The sequence below is a fragment of the Pseudomonas sp. PNPG3 genome (genome assembly GCF_023093815.1).
In the GTDB taxonomy this organism is placed as follows: Bacteria; Pseudomonadota; Gammaproteobacteria; order Pseudomonadales; family Pseudomonadaceae; genus Aquipseudomonas; species Aquipseudomonas asiatica.
Window position 1 is genome coordinate 74,684 of the sequence record NZ_JALLKV010000010.1, and the last position, 25,365, is coordinate 100,048.

Sequence of the window (25,365 nt, forward strand, 5' to 3'; positions counted from 1 at the left end):
TCGGTAACGGTGTTAGCTTCTTCGCGGGTGAACCCGCTCCCACAGCGACCCCACAGGCTTCCAGGCCTGTGCGATCCCTGTGGGAGCGGGTTTACCCGCGAAGAGGCCAGCACAGGCGACCACTATTCAGCCTTTTTCTCCGCCTCTTTCAACTCCTTGATCCGCTTGTCGATCAGCTGACACTTGTCGGGCAAATCCTTGCTCGCCGTCCCCAGCTCCATCCCTTGAAGTTCGTCATTGATCTCCTTGGCCTTCTGCGGGTTCTGCTCGGTCAACTGGGTGACCAACCCGGCCAGCTCTTCGCGTTTCTGCGTTGCTTCTTCCGGTGTGCAGGCCCAGGCGGGCAGGGCGCAGGACAGGGCAGTGGCACAGGCAATGGGCAGCAGCAGTTCATCCTTCCTACCTCCGGCGGTGGTGATGCCCGGTGGAGGCATGTGCCTGGCCGTTAGTTCAGCGCCTTCGACCGGTGGCACTTCATGGTCAGCCTGTCCCCAGCTGGGCATCTGACCTAGCCTTGTGAGCCATTTGGCCAGGCCACTTCCCTCCAGGTTGTAATCCCTTTCCCAAAACCTCCTGAAGCTATTGAAGAGTGTGCGATCGCTCCCTAGCTTTGGCCTGGATCAGGAGGTGTCGTATGTACAGGTGTAAATACGGACCAAATGGGAGGCCAGACATTATGACCAAAGCATCGAAAACTGACTGGAGTCGCCTGGCTCGACAGGACGACCAGGCTATTGATACCTCGGATATTCCTGAGCTGGATGAAAATTTCTTCCGCGAGGCTGAGCTGCGTGTTCCAGCCAAGCAGACGGTGACCATTCGCCTCGATTCCGATGTCCTCGCCTGGTTCAAAGAGCAGGGTAGCGGCTACCAGACCCGGATCAACCAGTTGCTGCGCCAGTACATGCAAGCGCAAAAACGCCAGCGCTGAGATATTTCGGAACGCCGGGCAACCTCGGCAGGTCCCAACCTGTGTACCCCTTCCGTCCACAGCAGGAGCCCGTAGCCATGAGCATCGCCTACGACTGGGACCTGATCGAGCGTTTGCTGCACGAGGTGCAGAACGGCGCCGGTCACAGCTTCACGCCACGCCCCTATGCCGAGCAGCACGCTGCGGCACTGGCTGCCAAGGGGGAGCCGGTGGGCGACCTGGACCACCTGAAAACCCGTGCCTGCGAGTACGAGAGGCTGTTGTTCGAGCGTGGTTTCATCGAAACCCGACCCGAAGAAGATGGTGGTAATGGCGAGAATTTCGTGCTGACCGAACGAGGCTCGCGGTTGATGAGCCTGATCGACAGCAGCATCCCCGGCTTCGAGCACCCGCGCCAGGTGCTGGACGAGCAGGAGGATGCGCTGGATGAAACCACCTTCGAGCAGGTGTCGGCGAAGGCACAGATCGCCTGAGGTCGTTTTGAGGCTGGCAAGGGTGGCCATGGAAACCCGATAATCGGTAGTTCCTGAATAACTGCCGAGCCCTCGCCCATGCCAATGACCATCGCAGAGGCCCGCTCATGAGCGCGGCCCGCAAGAACCCTGACGCCTTTGCCTTCCAGGTGATGCTGGGGCTGTGCCTGATCTGGGGCTGCCAGCAGGTCCTGATCAAGACTGCTGCCATCGATATCGCGCCGGTGATGCAGGCGGCCCTGCGCAACGGCATCGCCGCCGTGCTGGTGGGCCTGATGCTGTGCTGGCGCGGGGGCTGGGAGCAGGTCGGCAGCACCTGGCGTGCCGGGGTGGTGGCGGGCGGATTGTTCGGCCTGGAGTTCCTGTTCATTGCCGAGGGGCTGAAGCTGACGTCGGCGGCGCACATGTCGGTGTTTCTCTATACAGCGCCGGTGTTTACCGCGTTGGGCCTGCATTTCAGGCTGCCCAGCGAACGCCTGCGGCTGCTGCAATGGCTTGGGATCCTGCTGGCGTTCGGCGGCATTGCCATGGCGTTTGCCGGCGGTATGTCGTTCGAGCACATGGATGGCCGCACTCTGCTGGGGGATGCCTTTGGCGTGATCGCCGGGCTGGCCTGGGGGGCGACTACGGTGGTGGTGCGCTGCTCGCGGCTGTCGGAAGCACCGGCGACCCTGACCCTGTTCTATCAGCTGGCGGTGGGCTTTGCCGGCTTGCTGCTGATTGCCTTGCTCAGCGGCCAGATCGGCGCGGTGACGCTGACGCCGCTGGCGATGGGCAGCGTGCTGTTCCAGGGGATTGTGGTGTCGTTCATCAGCTACCTGACCTGGTTCTGGTTGCTGCGCAAATACCTGGCGTCGAACCTGGCAGTGTTCTCGTTCATCACCCCGCTGTTCGGGGTGACCTTTGGCGTGTTGTTGCTGGATGAGCCGCTTAGCCTGAACTTTGTGGTTGGCGCGTTGATGGTGCTGCTGGGGGTGGTGCTGGTGAGTGCCGAGCCTTGGGTGAAGCAGCAGTTGCGTAAGTTTGTGGGGTGAGTTCTAGCCTGTTACGGCCTCTTCGCGGGTAAACCCGCTCCCACAGGGGCCGCACAATCTTCAAGGCCTGTGCAGTACCTGTGGGAGCGGGTTTACCCGCGAAGAGGCCGGCACAGGCAGCTACGATTCAGGATGCAGCCTTGGCCTGACAGGCGTTGGCCTGCTGTGCAGCGCTGCCAAACAGCACCAGCCCCCCAGCCACCACCAACCCACCCGCGGCCACCATCAGCGCCGGCTGCAGCCCGCCGCTGTAATGGCTGCTGACCGCTGCCAGCAGCGGCCCGCTCAACTGCCCCAGGGCAAAGCAGGCTGTCAGCAGCCCGGCATTGCGCTGCGTGGCATGCGGCGCCAGCTCCCGCGAACGTTGCATCACCAGCTGCATGCAGGCCAGGAACGGCCCGCCACACAGCATCACGCCCAACGCCAGCCCGACACCTCCGCCCATCAGGCAGGCCAGCACACCCAGCCCCTGCAGCCACAGGGTGGCGGTGAGCCAGGTCGCGGTTCGGCCGCCACGCCGCAGGCTCACGAGCAGAACCCCCAGCGCCGCCGCCAGGCCGAATGCCGGCCAGAACAGGTCTGCGAGCCACTGCCCGTGGAACTGCTGGTTGGCCATCTGCGACAGGAAGGTGGCCGGCAGGATGTAACCTACGCCATACAGCGCATATACCAGCCCCAGGCGACCGATGCCGACACTGCGGGTCGGGCCCAGGTGTGTAGCGGGCGATACCGGCGCGGCTTGCAGCGCCCTGGGCAGCCAAGGCCGCACCGCCAGCAGCATCACCAGCGCGGCCACGGCATAGATCAGCCACAGTGCTGCCGAGCCGAGCCCCCACAAATGCGCCACCAGCGCCAACAAACCAGTCAGCGCAATGCCCAGGCCGGGCCCCGCGAACACCAGGGCGCCCAGGCGCTGGCGGTTGTCGGCATTGGCCACCTGTTGGCTGAGGCTGGTTATCATCACCAGCACCCAGGCGCTGGCCACGCCGGTGCCGAAGCGCAGCAGCAGGTGGCTCCAGAACCCGTCTGCGGCCCATGAGGCCAGGGTCAGCAGTACGCACAGCCACAGCCCACCGTGCAGGCGCAGGCGCACCTGGCCCGGCGAGCGGGCGAACATGGCATCGACCGCGCCGATGAAGTAACCCAGGTAGTTGGCCGCGGCCACCAGCCCGGCGACCGTCAGGTCGAACTGGCCTTCGGCGATCAGTTGCGGCAGCTGCGGGGTCAGGGCGAAACGGCCGATGCCCATGGCCATCATCAGCGCCACGGCGCTGGCCAGCAGTTGAATGAGTGGCGACATGACAAGTCTCCTGCGCGGATGTAAGCGATGGCTGGCAGGTTAGGTCGGTTTCTTTTTCAATAGAATTGAATAATGATGATCAAGTTGTTCTGTTTTGGAGAATGCCGTGGAATTCAGCCAACTGCGTATCTTCCAGGCCGTGGCCGAGGAAGGTTCGGTCACCCGCGCCGCAGAGCGCCTGCATCGGGTGCCGTCGAACCTGTCGACGCGCTTGCGCCAGCTCGAAGAGCAACTGGGTGTCGAGCTGTTCCTGCGCGAGCGCCAGCGCCTGCAGCTGTCGCCCGCGGGCAAGGTGCTGCTGGATTACGCCAACCGCCTGTCAGCCTTGCGCGACGAGGCGCTGGCCGCCGTGCGGGGCGGCCAACCGGCCGGGGACTTCGTGCTGGGGACCATGTACAGCACGGCGGCGACCCATTTGCCGGGGTTGCTGGCGCGTTATCATCAGGCCTACCCGGCGGTTAACTTGCAGGTGCGTGCGGCGCCCAGTGGTGAGTTGCTGGAAGGCCTGCTCAACCACACCTTGGACGCGGCCCTGGTGGATGGGCCACCGAGCCTGGCCGGGCTGGATGGCGTGCCGCTTTGCGATGAGCAGTTGGTGCTGATCACCAGCCCCGAGCACCCGGCGGTACACACTGCCAAGGATGTGGCCGGCAAGGCGGTGTTCACCTTCCGCCAGGGCTGCTCGTACCGCATGCGCCTGGAGGCCTGGTATGCCCATGCCCATACGCCCATGGGCCGGGTGATGGAGATCGAGTCGTACCAGAGCATGCTGGCCTGCGTGATCGCCGGCGCGGGTGTGGCGATGATGGCCAGGTCGATGCTCGACAGTCTGCTCGGGCGCGACCGGGTGCGGGTGCACCACCTGCAGGCACCGTTCGATCAGGCGGTCACCTGGTTGATGTGGCCCCAGGGCATGCGCGGGGCAAATTTGCAGGCCTGGATCGACCTGCAACAAAGCGAAACGATTAACCAGTCGTCGGAATGCGCCGTTACGGCTTGATCCGTATCAAAATGGCCCGTATCTGTAGCTTTAGAGGCATGCGTAATACAGGACATAGGGCTATGATCTGTATGAAACATCGCAGGATTGAATTGCCGTGAGGCTGACCCGTCAAGGGGGCATTATGAATAAACCACTGTCCAACTGGCTCCATGACCTGGCTGTCGCCTTGGGGCTGATTCCACCACCCTTGCAGCCGGTGCCGATCCCGACTGATGAAGAGCAGCGCAAACGCCAACCGCGTCGTCGCTGATACAGACAAAGGCCGCTGCACCTGGGTGGGTGCAGCGGCCTTTTTGTGTCTGCCAGTTGTGTGTTGCCTGTACCGCCTCTTCGCGGGCTTGCCCGCTCCCACAGGTAACCCACAGCACTCGAGGCCTGTGATATTCCTGTAGGAGCGGGTTTACCCGCGAAAGGGCCAGTACAGGCAACCGGGACCTATCAGGCCAGCTTAACCGCCGCTACCGATTTACGCGACATCAGGCTGACCACCACAAAGCTGACCAGACCAACTGCCAGGCTGTAGTAGATCGGCGTATTGGCCTCCAGCCCATCCTTGAACATGAACAGCAGCGCGGTGGCAAAGCCCAGCGACATGCTGGCGATAGCCCCGGCGGTGGTAGCGCGCTTCCAGAAGATCGCCCCGATCAGCGGGATCAGCATACCGCCGACCAGCAGGTTGTAGGCCAGGGTCAGGGCGTTGATCACATCGTTCACCACCAGCGCAATGCCCAGCACCACCAGGCCGGTGAGCAGGGTGAACAGGCGGCTGACGCCCAGGCTCGACGCCTTGCCGCCACGCAGCTTGGGCAGCAGGTCTTCGGTCAGGGTGGTGGACGCAGCCAGCAGGCCGGCGCTGGCGGTGGACATCATGGCGGCCAGCGCCGCTGCCATCAGCAGGCCACGGATGCCATCCGGCAGCGTGGTCTTGATCATCTCGGCAAAGGCATTATTCGGGTTGGCCAGGTCGGGCATCAGCACATGCGCAGCCATGCCGATCGCGGCGCAGGCCAGGCCGTACAGTATGCAGTACACACCGGCGGTGGTGCCGGCACGCTGGCAGACCTTCTCATCACGGGCAGTGAACACCCGCTGCCAGATGTCCTGGCCGATGAGGATGCCGAAGAAGTAGATCAGGAAGTAGGTGATGATGGTGTCCCAGCCAATGGTGGTCAGCTGGAAGCTGGCCGCCGGCAGCTTGGCCACCAAGGTGTCCCAGCCACCGGCCTTGTACAGGCACACCGGCAGCAGGATGAACATCAGGCCGACTGTCTTGATCACGAACTGGACGATGTCGGTCAGCGTCAGCGACCACATGCCACCAATGGTCGAGTACAGCACCACCACACCACCGCCCAGCAGCAGCGAGGCCCAGAACGGCAGGTCGAGCAGCACCTGCAATACGGTGGCCATGGCCAGGGTCGAGGTGACGCCGATCATCAGTGCGTAGGCCAGCATGATCACGGCGCTGGCCTGGCGTGCGGCCGGGTTGTAGCGCTGTTCCAGCACCTGGGTCACGGTGAAGATGCGCAGGCGCAGCAAGGGTTTGGCCAGCAACAGGTTGAGGGCGATGATGCCCAGGCCCAGGGCTGCGCACAGCCAGAAGCCGGAGATGCCGTGGACGTAGCCCAGGCGTACGGTGCCGACGGTGGAAGCGCCACCGAGTACGGTGGTGGCCATGGTGCCCATGTACAGGACCGGGCCGAGGTTGCGCCCGGCCACCAGGTAGTCCTCATGGGTTTTCGCGCGCCGCATGCCGTACCAGCCAAGCCCGAGCATGCCGGCGGTATAGATCATTACAACAATGATGTCCAAGGCCATTGGGGGTCTCCCGATTATCTTTATTATGGCGAGATCGACCACGCGGGCGGGTTCACGGCGCCCGGCGGTCTTGTCGTGTTGTTGGCGGGCCTCTGTGGCCCTCCCTCATGGCTCCTGCCGGGGTATAGCGGTATTAACGACGCACTACGCCCGGTAGCACGCAGAGCATCTCGAACAGCAGGTTGGCACCGAGCAGCGAGGTGTTGCCGGTGGTGTCGTAAGGCGGGGAGACTTCGACGAGGTCACAGCCGATCAGGTCCAGGCCGTGGCAGCCGCGAATGATCTCCATCGCCTGGATGGTGGTCAAGCCGCCGATTTCCGGGGTGCCGGTACCGGGAGCCCAGGCCGGGTCGATGCCATCGATGTCGAACGACAGGTACACCGGACCACCGCCGACCTTTTCGCGCACTTCGGCCATCAGCGGTTCCAGCGACTTGTGCCAGCACTCTTCGGCCTGGACCACACGGAAGCCCTGGCGGCGGCTCCAGTTGAAGTCATCGGCGGTGTAGCCCTGGGCGCGCAGGCCGATCTGCACCACGCGCTCGCAATCGAGCAGGCCTTCTTCCACGGCACGACGGAAGGTGGTGCCATGGGCGATCTTCTCGCCGAACATGTGATCGTTGACGTCGGCGTGGGCATCGATGTGCACCAGGCCGATCTTGCCGTGCTTCTTGTGCAGCGCGCGCAGGATCGGCAGGGTGATGGTGTGGTCGCCACCCAGGGTCAGCGGGATGATGTTGTGCTCGAGGATCTCGTCATACGCTTCTTCGATGATGCGCACGGCGTCCAGCAGGTTGAAGGTGTTGATCGCCACGTCACCGATGTCGGCCACCGACAGCGAGTCGAACGGTGCAGCTCCCGTGGCCATGTTGTACGGGCGGATCATCACCGATTCGGCGCGGATCTGACGCGGGCCGAAACGGGTGCCGGAGCGCAGCGAAGTACCGATGTCCAGTGGCACGCCGATGAAGGCGGCGTCCAGGCCTTGGGCACTTTGCAGGTGGGGGAGACGGAGCATGGTGGCGATGCCGCCGAAACGCGGCATTTCGTTGCCGCCCAGTGGTTGGTGGAGGATCTTGTCCACGGTGGGCCTCATCAGTCGGTCGATTGTTCTGTTTGTTCGAACCTGTGCCGCCGCGCGCCTTCCAGGTGTGGTCTTGCCGGCGGGCAGGGACATTTCGGCCAAGTCTGCTGAAGGTAGTGCCGGGGAAAAATCGCTACCGGCAAATACTTAGTTCAGGAATTTCTGAACTAAAGGCGGCAGAGCGGTTAGACTGCGCGCTAATACCCCCTGCGGAACCGTTGCACCATGGCCTCGACCTTGCCCGACCTGAAACTGCTGCGCATCTTCGTCAGCGTGGTGCGCCACCAGGGCTTTGCCAATGCCCAGCGCGAGCTGAACCTGTCGACCTCGGCCATCAGCACCTACATGAGCCAGCTGGAAGGTGCCCTGGGGATCGTGCTGTGCCATCGTGGCCGTGGCGGCTTCAGCCTGACCAGCAAGGGCGAGCTGTTCCATCAGGAAACCCTGCGCCTGCTGGCCGAGCTGGACGGCTTCGAACAGTACGCCGCCGCCCTCAAGGGCGAGTTGCGTGGCACCCTCAACCTGGGGGTGATCGACTCCACGGTCGGTGACAGGGCCTTGCCGCTGGCCGAAGCCATCGGCGCCTACAGCCAGGAACACCCGGCGGTACACCTTCACTTGTCGGTATCCAGCCCTTACGAGCTGCAACTGGGCGTGCAGGACAACCGTCTGGACCTGGCGATCGGGGCGTTCTCCTCGCGCATGAGCGGGCTGCTCTACCAGCCGCTGTACCGTGAGCAGCACTGGCTGTACTGCAGCAGCCGCCACCCGTTGTATGCCGAACGGCGCATCCCCGAGCAGGTGGTGACCCAGCAGCGCATGGTCGGGCGTGGCTACTGGAGCCAGGCCGAACTGGCCCGGCATGGCTTCAAGCACAGCGCGGCGACGGTGGAGAGCATGGAGGCGCAGTTGATCCTGATTCTGTCCGGGGCCTACATCGGCTACCTGCCCGAGCACTATGCCCAGGCCTGGGTCGACAAGGGCGACTTGCGCGTGCTGTCGCCGTCGACCTTCGGCTACCAGGCACCGTTCTCGCTGATCATTCGCCGCGGGCGCAGCCGCGAGCCATTGATCCAGACCTTCCGCGACCTCCTCAAAAGCCAGCTCAACGTGGGCTGAAGCCCGGCATATGCTGTATTTCGTCGGCACCCGTTAAATTGTTGGTGCTGTCGACCGACAACATAATGGCGTCCTGCTATATATCAAATTTGCGTGTGCTGCTGTCTACCTCCCTTTCATCCTGCAAGGATTGCCCAAGATGCGCATGAATTTGCCCATCACTGAGCACGAAAGAACCTTTCCCAACGATCAACGCCTGATTTCCACCACTGACCTCAACAGCCGCATCACCTACTGCAACGACGCTTTCGTGGCGATCAGCGGGTTCACCTACGACGAGCTGGTCGGCCAACCCCACAACCTGGTGCGCCACCCGGACATGCCGCCGGCAGTGTTCGGCCACATGTGGGAAACCATCAAGCAAGGCAAACCGTGGATGGGGGTCGTCAAGAACCGGGCAAAGAACGGTGATTACTACTGGGTCAGCGCCTACGTCACGGCCATCTATGAGCAGGGCCGCATCAGTGGTTACGAGTCGGTGCGCTCGGTGCCCACTCGCGAGCAGATCCGTCGCGCCGAGGCGTTGTATGCGCGCCTGCGGGCCGGCCGCACACCGGTGCCGTGGGCGGCCCGCCTGCTGCATGGCCTGGGCCACGGTTGGCCATTGATAAGTGCGGGCCTGCTGTCGGCGGCGGGCTACCTGTGGCTACCGCCCTACGCGGCGCTCGGGGTGCTGATGGCCAGCCTGCTGCTGGCCTGGTATCTGGTCGAGCACCGGCAGAACCAGGCGGTCCGCCGCACGCTGGCCGAGCATCCCAAGGCCTTCACCAGCCCGCTGGTGGCACTGACCTACAGTGATAACCCAGGCCTGCAAGGCCAGCTGGATCTTGCCATCATCAGTGAAGAAGCACGCCTGCAAACGGCCTTGACCCGCCTGGTGGATGCCGGGGTCGGGGTGAAGTCGCGGGCAGCGCAGTCGTCCGACTTGTCCGATGCCCAGGCACAGATGCTCGACCGCCAGCGCAACGAGACCGACCAGTCCGCCGCCGCCATCGCGCAGATGGCGGCGACCATCCAGCAGGTTACCCACAACGTGCAGAGCACGGCGCACGCAGCGGGCGATGCCGACCAGCTGGCGCAACAGGGCAGCGAGCTGGCGATGCAGAGCCTGCAAGCCATGGGCAGCATGAGCAATGCGGTCAACGACATCGGCCAGGCGGTCAATGCCCTGGCCGAGCAGACCCAGTCGATCGGCAGCGTGGTCGATGTGATTACCTCGATCGCCGAGCAGACCAACCTGCTGGCTCTCAACGCAGCCATCGAGGCGGCGCGTGCCGGCGAACAGGGGCGCGGGTTTGCCGTGGTGGCCGACGAGGTGCGTTCGCTGGCCCAGCGCACCCGTGCCTCGACCGAGGAGATCCACCAGATCATCGCCTCGTTGCGCGCCGGGGCAGAGCGCGCGGTCAGCACCGCCAGCCGCGGCGAACAGATCTCGCGGGACAGCGTGCACAGTGTAGAGGCGGTGCAGGCAGCGTTGAGCGGGATTGCCCAGGCGGTCAGCCGCATCACCGGCATGAGCCAGCAGATGGCGACGGCGTCGGAGCAGCAGAGCCATGTGGCCGAGGACATCAACCAGCAGATCGTGCGCATAGCTCACCTGTGCGACCAGAGTGCCGGGCAGGCCAGGCAGGGCGCGGAAATCAGCCAGGACCTGGAACGCATGGCGGAATACCTGCATAGCCTGGCAGAGCGGTTCAACCGTTGAGATCGCCGGGGCCGCTTTGCGGCCCTTTCGCCGGCAAGCCAGCTCCCACAGGTATTGCACAAGGCCCAGGTCTGTGGTGATCCTGTGGGAGCTGGCTTGCCGGCGAATGGCCCGCAAAGCGGGCCCCGGTTCTGTGGCAAACTGTTCCCGCCAAGGAGAACCCCATGCCCAGACCCCGCTGCGAGCGCTGCCAGCGCCCGCTCGACCATTGCCTCTGTTCACTGATCCCTGCGCTCGACAGCCGTACCCGCGTCATCCTGCTGCAGCACCCCAGTGAAACCGCCCATGCCCTGAATACCGCCCGCTTGGCCGCCCTTGGCCTGAACAACGCCGAGTTGCGGGTAGGCGAGGTGTTCGAGGACTTGAACGAATTGCTGGCGACTTCCGGTTACCGGCCGGCCCTGCTGTTCCCGGGCGGCGACGCCCAGGAGTTGGTTGCCTATGGCGAGACGGACGACAAACCCTTGCTGTTGATCGTGCCCGACGGCACCTGGCGCAAGGCGCGGAAGCTGCTCTACCTGAACCCGTTGCTGGAGGCGTTGCCGCGAGTCACCCTGGGGGCTGTCGCGCCTTCACGCTACCGCTTGCGCAAGGCGCCGGAGGCGGGGGCGTTATCGACTATCGAGGCGGTGGTGGGAGCGCTGAACGCGTTGGAGCAGCCTGCCTGTTTCGATGCGCTGCTGGCACCGTTCGAGGCGTTGATCGAGGGGCAGATCAGGGCCATGGGTTTGGAGACGTTCCAGCGTAACCATGGTAGTGAGTGAGGGCAGGGGGCCGCAAAGCGGCCCCGGCTATCTCGAACCCGATCAACGCATATCAGGCAAACGCGCCTCGGTGCGTACTTCGGTGGTAGCCAGCGCTTCCGGCGGCAGCGAAATACGTTGCTTGGTCAACAGCTCGCCCATGGTCGCCAGCACGCGGTAGCGCGAGAACTCCTCGGTATAACGCACCTCGGTGTAGCGACGATCGGCGTTGTACAGCTCGTTTTCACTGTCCAGCACGTCAAGCAGGGTGCGCTGACCCAGGCCGAACTGGTCCTGATAGGCGGCACGCACGCGCTTGGTGGTCTCGGCGTATTCACGCGCAGTCGGCAGCTGCTTGCTGGCGTTGTTCATGGCGTTCCACGCCAGGCTCAGGTTTTCGGTCAGCTCACGCAGGGCGTTGTTGCGGATGTCCAGGGCCTGGTTGATCTTGTGCGCGTCGGACTGCAGGCGAGCCTTGTCGCTGCCACCGCGGAACAGGTTGTAGTTCATCTCCACGCCGGCTTGCCAGTCGTTATTGTTGTGGCCTTTCTCGCCACCGGTGTTGTTGTTGGCACCGGTAGCCAGAATGGCGTCGAAGCGTGGGTAGAAGGTCGACTTGGCCACTTCGTATTGCTGCTCGGCAGCATTGACGTCAGCCTGCGCAGACTTGATGTACGGGTTGTTCTGACGCATGCCGTCGCGGGCTTCATCGAGGGTGCCAGGCACCTCGCCCTTGATGGACTGCGGGCTTTCCAGCTCGTCCGGCATGCGGCCGACGACGCTGAAGAAGTTGGCCTCGGCATCGGCCAGGTCGACTTCGGCGGTGTCCAGGTTGTTTTCCGCCAGGGCGCGACGTGCGCGGGACTGGTCAAGGTCGGCGGTGCTGCCGACGCCGCGCTCGCTGCGCAAGCCGATCTGGTCGTTGACGCGCAGGTGGGCTTGCAGGTTGTTCTTGGCCAGAGTCACCAGTTCACGGCGCTTGAGCACTTCCAGGTACACCTCGACTGCGCGCAGAGCGACATCCTGGGCAACGGCCTGGGTGTAGTAGGCGCGGGAGGTGGAGACCGCTTCGGTGCGGCCCACTTCATTCGAGGTGTTGAAGCCGTCGAAGATCATCTGCCGCAGGCGCAGCTCGGACTGGGTGTAGTTGAGGGTTTCCTTGTTGTGGTTGCCCTCGGCACGAGTCGTGGTGTTGTCAGAACGCTGGCGGCCATAGCCGGCAACCAGATCCACGGAAGGGTAGTAGCCACCACGCGCAAACTTCACATCTTCATCGGCAGACAGCTTGCTGTTGCGGTTGGAGCTGACCTGCGGGTGGTAGTCCACGGCGCTCTGGACAGCCTCTGTGATCGACATCGCCTGTACGTTGGCACTCGCCAGGGCCAACAATAATGCACTGGTGATGGGGTTCAAAACGCGCATGGTACATCTCCCTGATCTTGGAATTGATCCTGCTAATCGCCAAAAAAATGACGATAAAGTTATTTCATATAGTGTTGCAGGTTTTTAATAACACAGCTAAGTACATTCAACGCGATAGACAAGAAGATTTATTCATAAAAATTGCCATAACATAAATAAATCATCTAACAGGCTCGCAGATGAACACTGGAAATGGCGGCGAAAAACTCCATTAAGGCCAATGAATACAGGGCTTTAACCGAGTTCCAGAATCATTTCGGCTAAGGGAAGCACGAATTAGGCGAAAGTGATATTTGGCGACAAAATATTGTCACTTTGGCTTGTGCAGGGTTTTCTGTCTGAGGATATACAGGCTTACCAGGACGGCACTGGACAACATGAAGATACGTGCCCAGAACAGGGGCACCAGATAGCACGACAGACCGATGCTGGCCCACATCAGGCCGATGGCGTAGACCTTGCCCTTGAGGGGGATGCCTTCACCACTGAGGTAGTCACGGATCCATGGCCCGAGCTTGGGGTGATGGACCAGCCAGTGGTGAAAGCGCGGCGAGCTGCGGGCAAAGCAGGCAGCCGCCAATAGCAGGAACGGGGTGGTGGGCAATACCGGCAGGAATATCCCCAACACCCCCAACGCGACGCTGAGCCAGCCGGTGGCCAGCAGCAGGTAGCGCACAGGCGACTTAGTGGTGACGTGGCTTGAGCAGTGCCGGCTTTTCGTCAGGGGCATGCAGCAGCAGGAACAGCGCTGTCAGTGCTTCGGGGATCTGTACGATCATGTCGTCCTGCAGGTTAGCGTTGCTGGCGATGTCGGCGAACTCCGGCTGTTCGTCGAACAGGCCCGAGCCGACCATGATTGGCAGCAGCATCTCGCTGACTTCTTCCTCGGCGTTCTCGAACCAGGCCTCTTCACGCAGGAATACGCCTTCCATGAAGCCGATGCACCAGCCGCGCAGGTCGGAATCGTCTGGCTCTTCGGTCAGGTCGAGGTCGCACGGCAGCTCGAATTCGTCGTCGCTGGCCAGCTGGCGGGCGATGTGCGCTTTCAGCGCCACCAGGGTGGCCTCGATCTCGGTGCGCTGAGCGTCGCTGGCGTAGTGCGGCTCTTCGGCGAACAGGGCGTCGATCCATTCGCGCTCGGGCACTTCCTCGGCATTGATCGACAGGGCGGTGAGGTAGCCGTGGGCGGCGACATAGTCCAGCGCTTCTTCGTGCAGCTCGTCGGCGTCGAGGAAGGCTTGCAGGCGGGTCAGTTGCTCGGCGAAGGACATTACAGGGCTACCTTGGGGAATAAACGATAACGAATTCTAGCACCTTGCGACGGCAGCGGGGTAAAGGGAACGTCTATCGCCGTGGTGCCCTGCGCGGGGCGGTGCTGCGGTATACTCCGCGATTTTTCATCCAGGGGCAGGATTTGCCGGCCGCCTGGCAAAAACCGCTTACGCATTTGGCGTGTGCGGGGCGGGTTTTTCGTCCAGCCTGTATCCGGGATGGTACGGCGATTTGTGGAGTTGCACATGCTCGAACAGGCTCAGCGCGTTCTCAAGGACGTCTTTGGCTACGACAGTTTCCGCGGGCGCCAGGCAGCGATCATCGACTGCGTGGCCAATGGCGGTGATGCCCTGGTGCTGATGCCCACCGGCGGCGGCAAGTCGTTGTGTTTCCAGGTACCGGGGCTGCTGCGTCCGGGCCTGACAGTGGTGGTCTCGCCGCTGATCGCGCTGATGGATGACCAGGTCGCCACGCTCGACGAACTGGGTGTGCCGGCCGCCGCGCTGAACTCCACGCTGACCCCGGAGCAGCAGCGTGACCTGGCCGGGCGCCTGCGCCGTGGCGAAGTGAAGATGCTGTACCTGGCGCCGGAACGCCTGGTGCAGCCGCGCATGCTCGACTTCCTGCGCGACCTGGATATCTCGCTGTTCGCCATCGACGAGGCCCACTGCGTGTCGCAATGGGGCCACGATTTCCGCCCCGAATACCTGCAACTGGGCCAGTTGGCCGAGCTGTTCCCGCATGTGCCGCGCATAGCGCTGACCGCCACCGCCGACATGCGCACCCGTGAAGAGATCGTCCAGCGCCTGCACCTGCAAGGCGCCGAACGCTTCCTGTCGAGTTTCGACCGGCCCAACATCTTCTACCGCATCGTGCCCAAGGAGGCGCCGCGCAAGCAGCTGATGGCTTTCCTCGGCGAGCGCCGCGGCAACGCCGGTATCGTTTATTGCCTGTCACGCAAGAAGGTCGACGAAACCGCTGCCTTCCTCTGTGACCAGGGCTTCCCGGCGCTGCCGTATCATGCCGGCCTGGCAGCCGAGACGCGCGCGGCCAACCAGCACCGTTTCCTCAACGAGGAAGGGCTGATCATGGTCGCCACCATTGCCTTCGGCATGGGCATCGACAAGCCGAACGTGCGTTTTGTTGCCCACCTTGACCTGCCCAAGTCGCTCGAGGCGTACTACCAGGAGACCGGCCGTGCCGGCCGTGACGGGCTGCCGTCCGATGCCTGGATGGCCTACGGGCTGCAGGACATGGTCATGCTCAAGCAGATGCTGCAGAACTCCGAAGGTGACGAGCGCCACAAGCGCATCGAGCAGCACAAGCTCGACGCCATGCTGGCCCTGTGCGAAGAAACCCGCTGCCGCCGCCAGTCACTGCTGGCCTATTTCGACGAAACCCTCGAGCAACCGTGCGGGCACTGTGACAACTGTGTCGACCAGGTGCAGACCTGGGATGCCACCGAGCCTGCCCGTCAGGCGCTGTCGGCGGTGTTCCGCACCGGCCAGCGCTACGGCGTCGGGCACCTGGTCGACGTGCTGCTGGGCAAGGACACCGAAAAGGTGCGCAATTTCGGCCACGAAAAACTCTCGGTTTTTGGCGTCGGCAAGGGGCTGGCCGAGGTCGAGTGGCGTTCGCTGTTCCGTCAGCTGGTGGCGCGCGGCCTGGTCGATATCGACCTGGAAGGCTACGGTGGCCTGCGCCTGTCCGACAGCTGCCGGCCGCTGCTGCGGGGCGAGGTGACCTTGCAGCTGCGCCGTGACCTCAAGCCGCAGACCACCGCCAGGACCTCGTCGTCCAGTGGCGGCAGCCCGGCCAGCCAGCTGGTGCGTGCCGAAGAGCGCGAGCTGTGGGAAGCACTGCGTACCCTGCGGCGCAAGCTGGCCGAGGAGCACAGCGTGCCGCCCTATGTCATCTTCCCCGACTCGACGCTGCTGGAGATGCTGCGTAGCCAGCCGGTCAGCCTCAGCGACATGGCCCAGGTCAGCGGCGTGGGCGCGCGCAAGCTGGAGCGTTATGGCCAGGCCTTCCTCGAGGTGCTGAACAATAGCGGTGGCACTGACGAAGCACCGAAAGTAGTGCTCGACCTGCGCCACGAACTGGTCAGCCTGGCACGCGCCGGCATGACCCCGGCGCAGATCGCCGGCCAGCTCAACTGCAGCGAGAAGAACGTCTACAGCCTGCTGGCCGAGGCGCTGGGGCGCCAGGAACTGAGCCTGGAACAGGCCCTGGACCTCCCGCAAGACCTGTTGATGGAAGTGCAGGATGCCTTCCTCGATGGCGAGGGCGAGCTGCCACCGGTGTCTGCGATTGCGCCGCTGTTCGGGGGACGGGTGCCGGAGGGCGTGCTGTACTGCGTGCGGGCTGCGCTGGCGGCCGAGTTCGAGCTGTAAGTGGTGACAGGATCGGAGGCAGAACTGCCATCTGCTGACCTTTGTCATGTTTTTTGACGATTATCGAACATTCCAGAGTGCCCGAGCCTTGCCTCGTGGGACGGGCCATGGTTAGCTGCCTAATAATTAGATCTATTCAATGAGTTGCTTATGCCCCTGACCGACAACCAACACCGCTTCGGCATGCAGCTGGCCCAGATGTCCCGGGGTTGGCGTGCCGAGCTGGACCGCCGCCTGGCCGGGCTCAACCTTTCACAGGCGCGCTGGCTGGTGTTGCTGCACCTGGCCCGTTTCGAAGAGGCCCCGACCCAGCGTGAGCTGGCCCAGAGCGTGGGCGTCGAAGGTCCAACCCTGGCACGCCTGCTCGATAGCCTGGAAGCGCAGGGGCTGGTACGCCGGCAGGCGGTGCTGGAGGACCGGCGGGCGAAGAAGATAGTGCTGTGCCCGCCGGCCAAGCCGCTGATCGACCAGATCGAGACCATTGCCAATCAACTGCGGGTAGAGCTGTTCACCGGGGTGGATGAGGCGGAGCTGCAGGTGTGCATGCGGGTGCATGCCAAGATTCTGGCCAACCTGGAGAAATCCTGAGGGGGGCTGGGGCCGCTTTGCGGCTTGTGGGAGCGGGTTTACCCGCGAAGAATGCAACGCGGTGTATGGCACCGGCTTTGCCGGTGTTCGCGGCTAAAGCCGCTCCCACAATGTGTCCGGCACCTAGAAGGTATGCCCAAGGTTCAGGTACACCGCCTGCTCATGCGCACTGTTGGCACCATAAGTGAAGTTCAAGGGCCCCAGCGGCGTCTCCAGTCCCAGGAAGATGCTCGCTGCATTGATGTACCCACTGTCGAACTCGTTGTCGTTGTTCCACGCCCGCCCTCGCTCCAGCGACCCGCCGATGTACAGCGGGAAGTCCAGCGGTACGTAGGCCCGTGGCGTCAGGCGGCGGTAGTAGACCATGCGCATCAGGCTCACGTTCTGCCCTGACACCGAGTCCTGGCGGAAGCCTGACAGCTCCCGCGCGCCACCCAGCACGAAGCTCGACGTCACCACCTCGGTATCATCCAGCGTGCGCCCGTAGCGCCCGCCCAGCACGAAGGTGTTCGGCCCGCTGCTGATGGCCTTGTCCAGGTTGAACATCCACTGCCGGTAATCCTGGTCGGAATCCAGCGACTGGTCATACTTGCGCAAGGTCAGGCCGATGTCCTCGCCGCTGTGCGGGAAGTACACGTTGTCCAGGGTGTCGAACGAGTACTTCAGCTCGTAGAAACCTTCGTTGAAACTGACCTTGGGCAGGTCCTGGTCGCCGATGCGCACCTCGGCCTCTCCCCAGGCCTTGCCCACGCCCAGGCGCACTTCACCGTTGGTACCGATCTGCCGCCCCACGTTAAGGCCAAAGCCGTAACGCTCCAGGCGGTACTCGGCCACCGGGTCGTTGTCCAGGGTGGCTTCGATGTTCTGCGAGCTGAAGTCCAGGTACGGTGCGATGAAGTAGCGCGAGCCCACGTCCAGCGGCTGGTAGAACTCGCTGTACAACTCCTGCTGGTCGCCGATCTGGCCACGGGTCAGCCATTCGGCGCCGAGGCTGTTGATGCCGTTTACCCGGTAGCTGGCGCCCAGATTGAAGGCGCTGTCGCCGCGCAGGTCGTCCGACAGGTTCAGGCCCAGGCGCAGGTAGTCGGTGCCACCGCGTCGGCCCCGAGCGTTGATCACCAAGGTGTTGTCGTCGCCCTTGTGTACCACGCGGTACTGCACCCGGTCGAAGTAGTCCAGGCCGTACAGCGTGCCCATGTCAGTCTGCAGGCGACCTAGCTCCAGCGGCGCACCGATCGGCTGGCGGATGTACGAGCGGATGACCTCGTCGCTGACCTTGGAGTCGTTCTCGATCCTGATCGCGGTGATCGTCGGCGTGCGTTGGCGCGGCGAGCGGGCCACGGCCAGGCTGCTGTCACCTTCGGGCTGGCGCAGGGCGACAAGGCGCGGGTCGAGCAGGCGGGTGGCGCGGTAGCCGGCCTCGATCATTTCCCTGGCGCGGCCAAAGTCGGTGACGCCAAAGGCGGTCAGCGGTGGCTGGATGAGAATGTCGTCACGGTGCAGGCTGGCCAGTTGTTCTTCCGAGTTGCGCCGGGTCATCAGGGTGATCGACTGGTTGAGCACGTCGACTACCGTGGCCAGCTGGTTGCGGTCACGCAGCGGCGTGCCGATGTCGACCACGATGGCCAGGTCCACACCCATTTCGCGGGCGACGTCGACCGGGATGTTGTCGACCATGCCGCCGTCCACCAGCAGCCGGCCGTCCAGCTCGACCGGGGCGAACACCGCCGGGATCGACATGCTGGCGCGGATCACCTGGGGCAGGTGGCCACGGCGAAACACCACCTTTTCGCCACTGGCAATGTCGGTGGCCACTGCGCGGAAGGGGATTGGCAGCTTGTCGAAGTCACGGGTGTCGGCGGTGTGCGCCAGCTTGCTTTCCAGCAGCAGTGCCAGGTTCTGGCCCTGGATCACCCCCAGCGGCAGGCCCAGGCTGCCGTCGTCGCGAAAGCTGAGCTTCTGTTTGACCAGAAAGTCGCGGTCATCCTGCTTGCGCCGGAACGGCACGTCCTTGCGCGGCGGGGCATCGGACAACGCCTGTTGCCAGTCGAGGGTGGTGGCAAGCTTTTCCAGCTCTTCGACGCTGTAGCCAGAGGCATACAGGCCGCCTATCACCGCCCCCATGCTGGTGCCTGCGATAGCGTCGATGCGTACCCCCTGTTCCTCCAGGGCCTTGAGCACACCGATATGGGCCAGGCCGCGGGCCGCGCCCCCCGACAGCACCAGTCCAACCTTGGGCCTGGCCGGTTCGGCGGCGAATGCTGTGAAGGAGGAGAGGGTGAGCAGGAAACAGAACAGCAAACGGCGCATCGTGAGTCTCAAACCGTGGGCTAAAGACCGCTAGTATAAGCGGCCCCTCATCTGGAGATGCCTCACCATGGCCGACAGCAAACCGGAAATTGTCATCACGTATTGCACCCAGTGCCAATGGCTGCTGAGGGCCGCCTGGCTGGCCCAGGAACTGCTCAGCACCTTTGCCGACGACCTCGGCCGAGTGGCCCTGGAGCCTGGCACCGGCGGTATCTTCCGCATTACCTGCAATGGCGTGCAGATCTGGGAGCGCAAAGCCGACGGTGGCTTCCCCGAAGCCAAGGTGCTGAAGCAGCGGGTGCGCGACCAGATCGACCCGCAGCGTGACCTGGGTCACAACGACCGCTGAGTCAGGCGCTTTCGGCCAGTGGCCGCTGCCTGGGCGGTTGTTCGGCGGCCAGGCGGCTGGAAAGCACGATGGCGAAGATGATCAGTGCACCGCCCAGCAGCATGCGCAGGGTGGGGGTTTCGGCGAACACCACCCAGGCCACGGCGATGCCGTAGACCGGTTCCATGCCGAACACCACGGCGGCGGTGCGCGCCTTGATCACCGACAGGCTGGCGACGAACAGGCTGTGCGCCACGCCGGTGCAGAAGATGCCGAGCAGGGCGATCCACAGCCAGTCCATGGTGGCTACGCCGGCCAGGTCCGGCACCGCGAACGGCAGCAGGCACAGGCCCACCACCAGGTTCTGCCACAGCGCCGCCTGCACTGCAGGCAGGCGGCCGGAGCCGGCGCGGTTGGTGAGTGACAGCAGGGAGAACAGCAGCCCCGACAGCAATGACCAGAGCAGGCCACCGGTGGCTTCACTCGCCAGGTCGAATGCCGGCGTGACCAGTACCAGGCCGATGCTGACCAGCAGTACCAGCAAAGCCTCATTGCGGCGGATGCGTTCGCGGAACAGCAGGCCCTCGAGGATCACGGTAAAGGCCGGGAAGCTGGCGAAGCCGAGGGTGGCGATGGCCACACCGGCAACCTTTACCGCGATGAAGAAGCTGACCCAGTGGCCGGCCAGCAGCACGCCACCGAGCAGCAGGCGGCGGGCGTCCTGGCCGCTCAGGCGTTGCCAGCCCGGGCCGGCCAGGCTGGCGAACAGGGCCAGGGCGAGCACGGCGAAGGCGGCGCGGCCGAAGACGATGATCACCGGGCTGGCGCTGGCGGCCAGTTTGCCGAAGACGCCGGTGAGGCCGAAGAACAGCGCGCCGATGTGCAGGGCGCCGAGGGCGGTGCGGTGGTTCATGGGTGGTCCTTGCTCAAGATCTCTACTGGCTGTGTCGGCCTCTTCGCGGGTAAACCCGCTCCCACAGCTACTGCACCGCTTTCGAAGCCTGCGCAGTACCTGTGGGAGCGGGTTTACCCGCGAAAGGGCCGGCACAGGCCAAGTGTATAGGCTCAGGAGAATGCATTCTGTCGCAAGGCTAGTGTGGTTTGTCGCCAGACTCTCGCCGCAAAGCCAACGGCGTACACCCGAACGCCCGCAACATCGCCGCCGAAAACGCACTCTGCGAGCTGTACCCCACCTGCGCCGCAATCTCTCCCATCGGTAGCAAGGTCTGCATCACCAGCCGTCGCGCCTTGAGCAAGCGCCGCTGGCGAATGTAGTCCATCGGCGTCATCCCGCATTCCGCAGTAAAGCGCGCATGCAGGCGGGCACTGGACAACCCGGCGATGCGCGCCAGGTCAGCCACTTGCAGCGGGTAGGCGGCATGCCGCTCGATATGTGCATCGAAGGCGGCATAGGGCAGGCGCTGGCTGGTTGTGACGCTGGCGGCCGCCGTGGGGTTGAGGCTGGCCAGCAGCAGCGCTGCCCCTTGTCGGGCAATCAGCGGGTCGTGCATGGGGCTGGTCGCCAGCCAGTCCACCAACTGTTGCTGGCGCTCATCCAGGCCCAGTGCGGCGGGGCGGTCGAGCAGGCGGCGGCTGGCATCTGCATGTTCGCCCAGTTGCTCGCGCAACCAATGGTCCCCTGGTACATCCAGCACCAGGCAATCGCTGCCGCCATCGCTGGCGCAGGTGTGATGGGCGCCCGCCGGTACCACGATCAACCCCTGTCGATCGATCCCTGCGCCATGCCCCTGCACCTCGAAGTCCAGGCGACCGCGCAGGCCGAACACCAGTTGTGGGTGTTCGTGGCTGTGGGCGATCAGGCTGTCGCGGTAATGGCGCAGCGAGAGGATCGGGCCGGCGGTCATGGGGAGAGGCGTCCTCGCAGAGCAGAGGCGCATTGTGCCTCATTCCCCGCGGTCCATCACTCGTAACGGTTTTGCCACCGATCTGTCATCCGCGCCTGCCAGTCTCCAGCAAACTGCGCCGGAGCCTGCCCATGACCCATGCCGAACTGTCACGTCCCTCGCGCAAGCAACGCGTGCGTACTCTGTGGATTTCCGATGTGCATCTGGGCACCCGCGACTGCCAGGCCGAACACCTGTCGCAGTTCCTCAAGGGCTACCAGGCCGACCGTATCTACCTGGTGGGCGATATCATCGATGGCTGGAAGCTGCGCGGTGGTATCTACTGGCCTCAAGCCCACACCAACGTGATTCGCCGCCTGCTGACCATGAGCAAGCGTGGCACCGAAGTGATCTACGTCACCGGCAACCATGACGAATTCCTGCGCCGTTACTCCAGGCTGATCCTCGGCAACATCCAGCTGGTGGACGAGGCCGAGCACCTGACCGCCGATGGCCGCCGCCTGCTGGTGATCCATGGCGACCAGTTCGACGTGATTACCCGCTACCACCGCTGGCTGGCGTTCCTCGGTGACCGTGCCTACGAGTTCACCCTGGTGCTCAACCGCTGGCTCAACCACTGGCGTGCCCGCTATGGATACGGCTATTGGTCGCTGTCGGCGTACCTGAAGCACAAGGTCAAAGGCGCGGTGAACTTCATCAGCGACTTCGAAGATGCCATTGCCCACGAGTGCACCCGCCGCGGTTTTCATGGGGTGGTGTGCGGGCATATCCACCATGCCGAGATTCGCCAGGTGGGGGAGGTGGAGTACCTCAATTGCGGGGATTGGGTGGAGTCGTGCACGGCGCTGATCGAGCATTGGGATGGCACGATCGAGCTTTATCGGCTGGCGGAAGCACAGGCGCGAGAGGTGAAGGCAGCAGCGGCGTTGCGCGAACCGGCGTAGGGCTTGATAGCCCAGGGGCTGCAAAGCAGCCCCAAAAGATCTACAGGCTGATCTTGCCCAGAAGGATATCCCTGAACATCACGAAATCCCCGATCAGGCTGTACAGCGGATGGGTAAAGGTCGCAGGTCGGTTCCTTTCGAAAAAGAAATGCCCGACCCAGGCAAAGCCGTAGCCGAATACCGGCAAGGCCAGCAGCAGCAACCATTTGCCACTGCCGATGGTGTAGGCCAGCAGGGCAATCACCAGGCTGGTGCCGACGAAGTGCAGGCGGCGGCAGGTGGGGTTGCTGTGTTCCCCCAGGTAGTAAGGATAGAACTCGGCAAAACTGCGAAACTGCGCTGTGCGGTTCATGGCTGTGCTCCGGGATTAACACTTCTGGACAAGATGCACGGCGTGGAGCCTGATTCGAGTCTAGAGTGACTGGCGAAGCCTATCAGTGACAATAGGCGCCAATTGAATATCCTTGGGGTTCACCGCAGGAGCGGTCAGCATAAGAAGCCTGTCATGAGCGAAAGAACCACGTCAGCCAGCTGGGCATCAGGGATCGTGAAGGCACTCGAACTGGAAGGGCTGGACTGCCGGGCCATGTTCAAGCAGCTGGGGCTGGATTTCGCTGCCCTCGACGACCCCGACGCGCGCTTCCCCCAGGACTCCATGACCCGGCTGTGGCAACTGGCGGTAGAGCTGTCGGGCAACGAGGCCATAGGCCTGAACATGGCGCGGGTGGTGCGCCCGGCATCGTTCCATGTGGTGGGTTATGCGTTGATGTCCAGCCGCACCCTGGCCGAAGGCTTCGAGCGCCTGGTGCGTTACCAGCGCATCATTGCCGAAAGCTCCGACCTCAGCTTCGTCCTCGGCCCCGAGGGCTATTCGCTGATCCTGACCGTACACGGCGACCACCTGCCACCGACCCGGCACAGCGCCGAAGCATCGCTGGCCTGTGCGCTGGCGCTGTGCAGCTGGCTCAGCGGTCGGCCGGTGCAACCGCGCCGGGTGCTGGTACAGGGGCCGCAGCCAAAGAATATCGAACCCTACAAGGTGGCGTTCCATTCGCCGCTGGTGTTCGGTGCGCCGCACGATGCGTTGGTGTTCGAGCGCGCCGACATGGAGGCACCGCTGCCCACCGCCAATGAAGCCATGGCGATACTGCATGACCGTTTTGCCGGCGAATACCTGGCGCGTTTCTCGGAAAGCCGGGTCACCCACCGGGTGCGCCAGGTATTGTGCCGCATCCTGCCGCAGGGCGAGCCCAAGCGCGAAACCCTGGCCCAGGCCCTGCACCTGTCGCAGCGCACCTTGCAGCGGCGGCTGCAGGAGGAGGGCACCAGCTTCCAGACCTTGCTTGACGACACCCGCCGCGAACTGGCCGAACAGTACCTGGCGCAGCCGGGCATGACCCTGCTGGAAACCGCCTACCTGCTGGGTTTTGCCGACCCCAGCAATTTCTACCGTGCGTTTCGCCGCTGGTTCCATGTCACGCCCAGCGAGTACCGCGCCCGCCTGGGCGCCGAGCCCGAGGTGGTCAGTGGCGCCAGAACGCCGGCATGCACAACACTAGCACGGTGATGATTTCCAATCGGCCGAGCAACATGCCGCTGGCGAGAATCCACTTGGCAGCATCCGGCAGCGTGGCGTAGTTGCCCGATGGGCCGATCACTTCACCCAGGCCCGGCCCCACACCCGAAACCGTACCCGCAGCGCCGGTCAGGGCGGTCATCCAGTCCACACCAAGCAAAGACAGCAGCAGCGCCATGACGCAGATGGTGATGGCGAAGAAGAACGAGAAGGTCAGGATCGAGCGCACGATTTCTTCGTCGAGGCGGTGGCCGTTGTACTTCTGCTTGATCACCGCGCGTGGGTGGATCAGCTGATTGAGGCTGGCCTTGAGCAGGATGTAGGCGACCTGGAAGCGGAAGATCTTGATACCACCAGCCGTCGAGCCGGAGCAGCCGCCGACGAAGCCCAGGTAAAAGAACAGCATCAGCGAGAAGTTGCCCCACAGGCTGTAGTCACCCAGGGCGAAGCCGGTGGTGGTGACCACCGAGGTCACGTTCAGCGCCACGTGGCGCAGGGCGTCGAGCCAGTGCAGGTTGGTGGTGGCCCAGTACCAGGTGCCGAGCACCAGCCAGGTAACCACCAGCATGCCCAGCAAACCCTGCACCTGCTGGTCGCGGATCAGTGCCTTGCGGTTGCCGCGCAGGGTCGCCACGTAAAGGGTGAAGGGCAGGCTGCCGAGGATCATTACCACCACCGCGACCCAGTGCACGGCCGGGATATCCCACTTGGCAAGCGACTGGTCGGAGGTGGAAAACCCGCCAGTGGAAATCGCCGACATGGCGTGGTTGATCGCATCGAACGGGCTCATGCCGGCCCACCAGAAGCCCAGCGCGCCCAGGATCGAGAAGCCGACGTATACCCCCACGATCGACTTGGCGACCATGTGCGAGCGCGGCATTACCTTCTCCGAACGGTCGGACGATTCGGTCTGGAACAGGCGCATGCCACCGATGCGCAGCAGCGGCAGGATCGCTACCGCCATGCCGATGAAGCCGATGCCGCCGAGCCAGTGCAGCATCGACCGCCACATCAGGATGCCCGGTGACATGTTGTCCAGCCCGCTGAGCACCGTGGCGCCGGTGGCGGTGATGCCCGACATGCTTTCGAAGAAGGCGTCGGTGTAGCTGATGTGCTGGGTCAGCAGGAAAGGCAGGGCGGCGAACACGCACACCACCAGCCAGCTGCTGACGGTCAGCAGGTACATGTCGCGCGGGCGCAGGTGCACATGCTCGGGGCGACCCTGAAGCACCAGGGCCAGGCCGGCAATGAAGGTGATCAGGCTCGACCAGAGGAACGACGGCATGTCACGGGTGCGTTCGAAGATCACCAGGGTCGCCATGGGCACGGCCATGCTGACGGCGAGGGTAATCAGGAAGATGCCGATGATGAAACCAATGATCCTTAAGGTCGGCAACGCCATGTGATCTGCTCTGACTCTAAACGGAAGGGCGCCATTCTACCTATGGGTCTGGTGA

25 protein-coding genes are annotated in these 25,365 nt (G+C 63.7%); 13 read left to right on the forward strand and 12 right to left on the reverse strand.

The annotated features are described in order from the left end of the window. Positions 1-122: 122 nt before the first annotated feature. Complete coding sequence (locus tag MJ643_RS09665) at positions 123-434, reverse strand: hypothetical protein (protein ID WP_208209635.1); 312 nt, start codon at positions 432-434, stop codon at positions 123-125. Positions 435-676: 242 nt separating this feature from the next. On the opposite strand from MJ643_RS09665, the gene MJ643_RS09670 reads away from it, so the two are divergent. The 3 genes from MJ643_RS09670 to MJ643_RS09680 all read left to right on the forward strand — a co-directional run bounded on the left by MJ643_RS09670 (position 677) and on the right by MJ643_RS09680 (position 2,438). Next, positions 677-931, forward strand: a complete 255-nt coding sequence (locus MJ643_RS09670; protein ID WP_013973699.1) for a BrnA antitoxin family protein — start codon at positions 677-679, stop codon at positions 929-931. A gap of 77 nt (positions 932-1,008) precedes the next feature. Beyond that, positions 1,009-1,404, forward strand: a complete 396-nt coding sequence (locus MJ643_RS09675) for a hypothetical protein (protein WP_013973698.1) — start codon at positions 1,009-1,011, stop codon at positions 1,402-1,404. 107 nt (positions 1,405-1,511) lie between these two features. After that, the gene (locus MJ643_RS09680) at positions 1,512-2,438 is read left to right on the forward strand and encodes a DMT family transporter (RefSeq protein WP_013973697.1); all 927 of its coding nucleotides are present in this window, start codon (positions 1,512-1,514) and stop codon (positions 2,436-2,438) included. 127 nt (positions 2,439-2,565) lie between these two features. Here MJ643_RS09680 and MJ643_RS09685 read toward each other — a convergent pair whose 3' ends face one another. Next, positions 2,566-3,738, reverse strand: coding sequence for an MFS transporter (locus MJ643_RS09685; RefSeq protein ID WP_013973696.1), 1,173 nt, complete (start codon positions 3,736-3,738; stop codon positions 2,566-2,568). Between the two features lie 106 nt (positions 3,739-3,844). Between MJ643_RS09685 and MJ643_RS09690 the strand changes: the two genes are divergently transcribed. Further along, complete coding sequence (locus tag MJ643_RS09690) at positions 3,845-4,738, forward strand: LysR family transcriptional regulator (protein ID WP_038410071.1); 894 nt, start codon at positions 3,845-3,847, stop codon at positions 4,736-4,738. Positions 4,739-4,862: 124 nt separating this feature from the next. Continuing rightward, positions 4,863-4,991: a PA1414 family protein gene (locus MJ643_RS31465; protein WP_009683677.1), complete on the forward strand. Its 129-nt coding sequence runs from the start codon at positions 4,863-4,865 to the stop codon at positions 4,989-4,991. A gap of 188 nt (positions 4,992-5,179) precedes the next feature. Here MJ643_RS31465 and MJ643_RS09695 read toward each other — a convergent pair whose 3' ends face one another. Beyond that, the gene (locus tag MJ643_RS09695; protein WP_013973694.1) at positions 5,180-6,559 is read right to left on the reverse strand and encodes a sodium:solute symporter; all 1,380 of its coding nucleotides are present in this window, start codon (positions 6,557-6,559) and stop codon (positions 5,180-5,182) included. A gap of 133 nt (positions 6,560-6,692) precedes the next feature. After that, entirely contained in the window at positions 6,693-7,643 is a 951-nt protein-coding gene (speB, locus tag MJ643_RS09700; protein WP_013973693.1) for an agmatinase, read from the reverse strand. Between the two features lie 225 nt (positions 7,644-7,868). On the opposite strand from speB, the gene MJ643_RS09705 reads away from it, so the two are divergent. From MJ643_RS09705 to MJ643_RS09715, 3 genes are all read left to right on the forward strand, one after another. Then, the gene (locus tag MJ643_RS09705) at positions 7,869-8,762 is read left to right on the forward strand and encodes a LysR family transcriptional regulator (RefSeq protein WP_013973692.1); all 894 of its coding nucleotides are present in this window, start codon (positions 7,869-7,871) and stop codon (positions 8,760-8,762) included. Between the two features lie 139 nt (positions 8,763-8,901). Continuing rightward, positions 8,902-10,467 carry a PAS domain-containing methyl-accepting chemotaxis protein gene (locus MJ643_RS09710; protein WP_208209634.1) on the forward strand — a complete coding sequence of 522 codons (1,566 nt, stop codon included), beginning with the start codon at positions 8,902-8,904 and terminating at the stop codon, positions 10,465-10,467. Between the two features lie 164 nt (positions 10,468-10,631). Beyond that, the gene (locus MJ643_RS09715; RefSeq protein ID WP_013973690.1) at positions 10,632-11,231 is read left to right on the forward strand and encodes a DTW domain-containing protein; all 600 of its coding nucleotides are present in this window, start codon (positions 10,632-10,634) and stop codon (positions 11,229-11,231) included. A 42-nt stretch (positions 11,232-11,273) separates the two neighbouring features. Here the strand turns inward: MJ643_RS09715 and MJ643_RS09720 are convergent, their stop codons facing one another. From MJ643_RS09720 to MJ643_RS09730, 3 genes are all read right to left on the reverse strand, one after another. Next, the gene (locus tag MJ643_RS09720; RefSeq protein WP_024087551.1) at positions 11,274-12,632 is read right to left on the reverse strand and encodes a TolC family outer membrane protein; all 1,359 of its coding nucleotides are present in this window, start codon (positions 12,630-12,632) and stop codon (positions 11,274-11,276) included. 310 nt (positions 12,633-12,942) lie between these two features. Continuing rightward, entirely contained in the window at positions 12,943-13,362 is a 420-nt protein-coding gene (locus MJ643_RS09725) for a YbaN family protein (protein ID WP_162097110.1), read from the reverse strand. Continuing rightward, positions 13,316-13,903 (reverse strand): YecA family protein, encoded by a 588-nt coding sequence (locus MJ643_RS09730; protein ID WP_013973687.1) that lies wholly within the window; start codon positions 13,901-13,903, stop codon positions 13,316-13,318. The genes MJ643_RS09725 and MJ643_RS09730 overlap by 47 nt, the downstream gene beginning before the upstream one ends. 246 nt (positions 13,904-14,149) lie before the next feature. On the opposite strand from MJ643_RS09730, the gene recQ reads away from it, so the two are divergent. Next, positions 14,150-16,297, forward strand: coding sequence for a DNA helicase RecQ (gene recQ, locus MJ643_RS09735; RefSeq protein WP_023662314.1), 2,148 nt, complete (start codon positions 14,150-14,152; stop codon positions 16,295-16,297). 150 nt (positions 16,298-16,447) lie between these two features. Next, positions 16,448-16,885 (forward strand): MarR family transcriptional regulator, encoded by a 438-nt coding sequence (locus MJ643_RS09740; RefSeq protein ID WP_013973685.1) that lies wholly within the window; start codon positions 16,448-16,450, stop codon positions 16,883-16,885. A gap of 123 nt (positions 16,886-17,008) precedes the next feature. Here the strand turns inward: MJ643_RS09740 and MJ643_RS09745 are convergent, their stop codons facing one another. Next, on the reverse strand, positions 17,009-19,195 hold the full coding sequence (locus tag MJ643_RS09745; RefSeq protein WP_208209633.1) for a patatin-like phospholipase family protein: 2,187 nt from the start codon (positions 19,193-19,195) through the stop codon (positions 17,009-17,011). 67 nt (positions 19,196-19,262) lie between these two features. Between MJ643_RS09745 and MJ643_RS09750 the strand changes: the two genes are divergently transcribed. Continuing rightward, a complete protein-coding gene (locus MJ643_RS09750; protein WP_003259082.1) occupies positions 19,263-19,544 on the forward strand; it encodes a SelT/SelW/SelH family protein in 282 nt (93 codons plus the stop codon). A gap of 1 nt (position 19,545) precedes the next feature. Here the strand turns inward: MJ643_RS09750 and MJ643_RS09755 are convergent, their stop codons facing one another. Together MJ643_RS09755 and MJ643_RS09760 are read right to left on the reverse strand one after the other, a co-directional pair. Next, positions 19,546-20,436 (reverse strand): DMT family transporter, encoded by an 891-nt coding sequence (locus MJ643_RS09755; protein ID WP_013973683.1) that lies wholly within the window; start codon positions 20,434-20,436, stop codon positions 19,546-19,548. Positions 20,437-20,614: 178 nt separating this feature from the next. Next, positions 20,615-21,388 (reverse strand): AraC family transcriptional regulator, encoded by a 774-nt coding sequence (locus tag MJ643_RS09760; protein ID WP_013973681.1) that lies wholly within the window; start codon positions 21,386-21,388, stop codon positions 20,615-20,617. Between the two features lie 131 nt (positions 21,389-21,519). Between MJ643_RS09760 and MJ643_RS09765 the strand changes: the two genes are divergently transcribed. After that, on the forward strand, positions 21,520-22,332 hold the full coding sequence (locus tag MJ643_RS09765) for a UDP-2,3-diacylglucosamine diphosphatase (protein WP_013973680.1): 813 nt from the start codon (positions 21,520-21,522) through the stop codon (positions 22,330-22,332). Between the two features lie 40 nt (positions 22,333-22,372). On the opposite strand, the gene MJ643_RS09770 is transcribed toward MJ643_RS09765, so the two are convergent. Further along, positions 22,373-22,684, reverse strand: coding sequence for a DUF962 domain-containing protein (locus MJ643_RS09770; RefSeq protein WP_013973679.1), 312 nt, complete (start codon positions 22,682-22,684; stop codon positions 22,373-22,375). Between the two features lie 153 nt (positions 22,685-22,837). On the opposite strand from MJ643_RS09770, the gene MJ643_RS09775 reads away from it, so the two are divergent. Further along, on the forward strand, positions 22,838-23,899 hold the full coding sequence (locus MJ643_RS09775) for an AraC family transcriptional regulator (RefSeq protein ID WP_023662138.1): 1,062 nt from the start codon (positions 22,838-22,840) through the stop codon (positions 23,897-23,899). On the opposite strand, the gene MJ643_RS09780 is transcribed toward MJ643_RS09775, so the two are convergent. Further along, complete coding sequence (locus MJ643_RS09780) at positions 23,856-25,310, reverse strand: TrkH family potassium uptake protein (protein WP_013973677.1); 1,455 nt, start codon at positions 25,308-25,310, stop codon at positions 23,856-23,858. The two genes, MJ643_RS09775 and MJ643_RS09780, sit on opposite strands and share 44 nt — an antisense overlap. Positions 25,311-25,365 lie beyond the last annotated feature (55 nt).

Excerpts from the sequence above, each read along its gene's own strand:
- MJ643_RS09775 (WP_023662138.1), top strand. The coding sequence starts at position 22,838 with ATGAGCGAAAGAACCACGTCAGCCAGCTGGGCATCAGGGATCGTGAAG.
- recQ (WP_023662314.1), top strand. The coding sequence starts at position 14,150 with ATGCTCGAACAGGCTCAGCGCGTTCTCAAGGACGTCTTTGGCTACGAC.
- MJ643_RS09725 (WP_162097110.1), bottom strand. The coding sequence starts at position 13,362 with ATGCCCCTGACGAAAAGCCGGCACTGCTCAAGCCACGTCACCACTAAG.
- MJ643_RS09675 (WP_013973698.1), top strand. The coding sequence starts at position 1,009 with ATGAGCATCGCCTACGACTGGGACCTGATCGAGCGTTTGCTGCACGAG.
- MJ643_RS09770 (WP_013973679.1), bottom strand. The coding sequence starts at position 22,684 with ATGAACCGCACAGCGCAGTTTCGCAGTTTTGCCGAGTTCTATCCTTAC.
- MJ643_RS09780 (WP_013973677.1), bottom strand. The coding sequence starts at position 25,310 with ATGGCGTTGCCGACCTTAAGGATCATTGGTTTCATCATCGGCATCTTC.
- MJ643_RS09765 (WP_013973680.1), top strand. The coding sequence starts at position 21,520 with ATGACCCATGCCGAACTGTCACGTCCCTCGCGCAAGCAACGCGTGCGT.
- MJ643_RS09685 (WP_013973696.1), bottom strand. The coding sequence starts at position 3,738 with ATGTCGCCACTCATTCAACTGCTGGCCAGCGCCGTGGCGCTGATGATG.
- MJ643_RS09715 (WP_013973690.1), top strand. The coding sequence starts at position 10,632 with ATGCCCAGACCCCGCTGCGAGCGCTGCCAGCGCCCGCTCGACCATTGC.
- MJ643_RS09680 (WP_013973697.1), top strand. The coding sequence starts at position 1,512 with ATGAGCGCGGCCCGCAAGAACCCTGACGCCTTTGCCTTCCAGGTGATG.
- MJ643_RS09665 (WP_208209635.1), bottom strand. The coding sequence starts at position 434 with ATGCCTCCACCGGGCATCACCACCGCCGGAGGTAGGAAGGATGAACTG.
- MJ643_RS09750 (WP_003259082.1), top strand. The coding sequence starts at position 19,263 with ATGGCCGACAGCAAACCGGAAATTGTCATCACGTATTGCACCCAGTGC.
- MJ643_RS09710 (WP_208209634.1), top strand. The coding sequence starts at position 8,902 with ATGCGCATGAATTTGCCCATCACTGAGCACGAAAGAACCTTTCCCAAC.
- MJ643_RS09670 (WP_013973699.1), top strand. The coding sequence starts at position 677 with ATGACCAAAGCATCGAAAACTGACTGGAGTCGCCTGGCTCGACAGGAC.
- MJ643_RS09695 (WP_013973694.1), bottom strand. The coding sequence starts at position 6,559 with ATGGCCTTGGACATCATTGTTGTAATGATCTATACCGCCGGCATGCTC.
- MJ643_RS09755 (WP_013973683.1), bottom strand. The coding sequence starts at position 20,436 with ATGAACCACCGCACCGCCCTCGGCGCCCTGCACATCGGCGCGCTGTTC.
- MJ643_RS31465 (WP_009683677.1), top strand. The coding sequence starts at position 4,863 with ATGAATAAACCACTGTCCAACTGGCTCCATGACCTGGCTGTCGCCTTG.
- MJ643_RS09705 (WP_013973692.1), top strand. The coding sequence starts at position 7,869 with ATGGCCTCGACCTTGCCCGACCTGAAACTGCTGCGCATCTTCGTCAGC.
- MJ643_RS09730 (WP_013973687.1), bottom strand. The coding sequence starts at position 13,903 with ATGTCCTTCGCCGAGCAACTGACCCGCCTGCAAGCCTTCCTCGACGCC.
- MJ643_RS09745 (WP_208209633.1), bottom strand. The coding sequence starts at position 19,195 with ATGCGCCGTTTGCTGTTCTGTTTCCTGCTCACCCTCTCCTCCTTCACA.
- MJ643_RS09740 (WP_013973685.1), top strand. The coding sequence starts at position 16,448 with ATGCCCCTGACCGACAACCAACACCGCTTCGGCATGCAGCTGGCCCAG.
- MJ643_RS09760 (WP_013973681.1), bottom strand. The coding sequence starts at position 21,388 with ATGACCGCCGGCCCGATCCTCTCGCTGCGCCATTACCGCGACAGCCTG.
- MJ643_RS09720 (WP_024087551.1), bottom strand. The coding sequence starts at position 12,632 with ATGCGCGTTTTGAACCCCATCACCAGTGCATTATTGTTGGCCCTGGCG.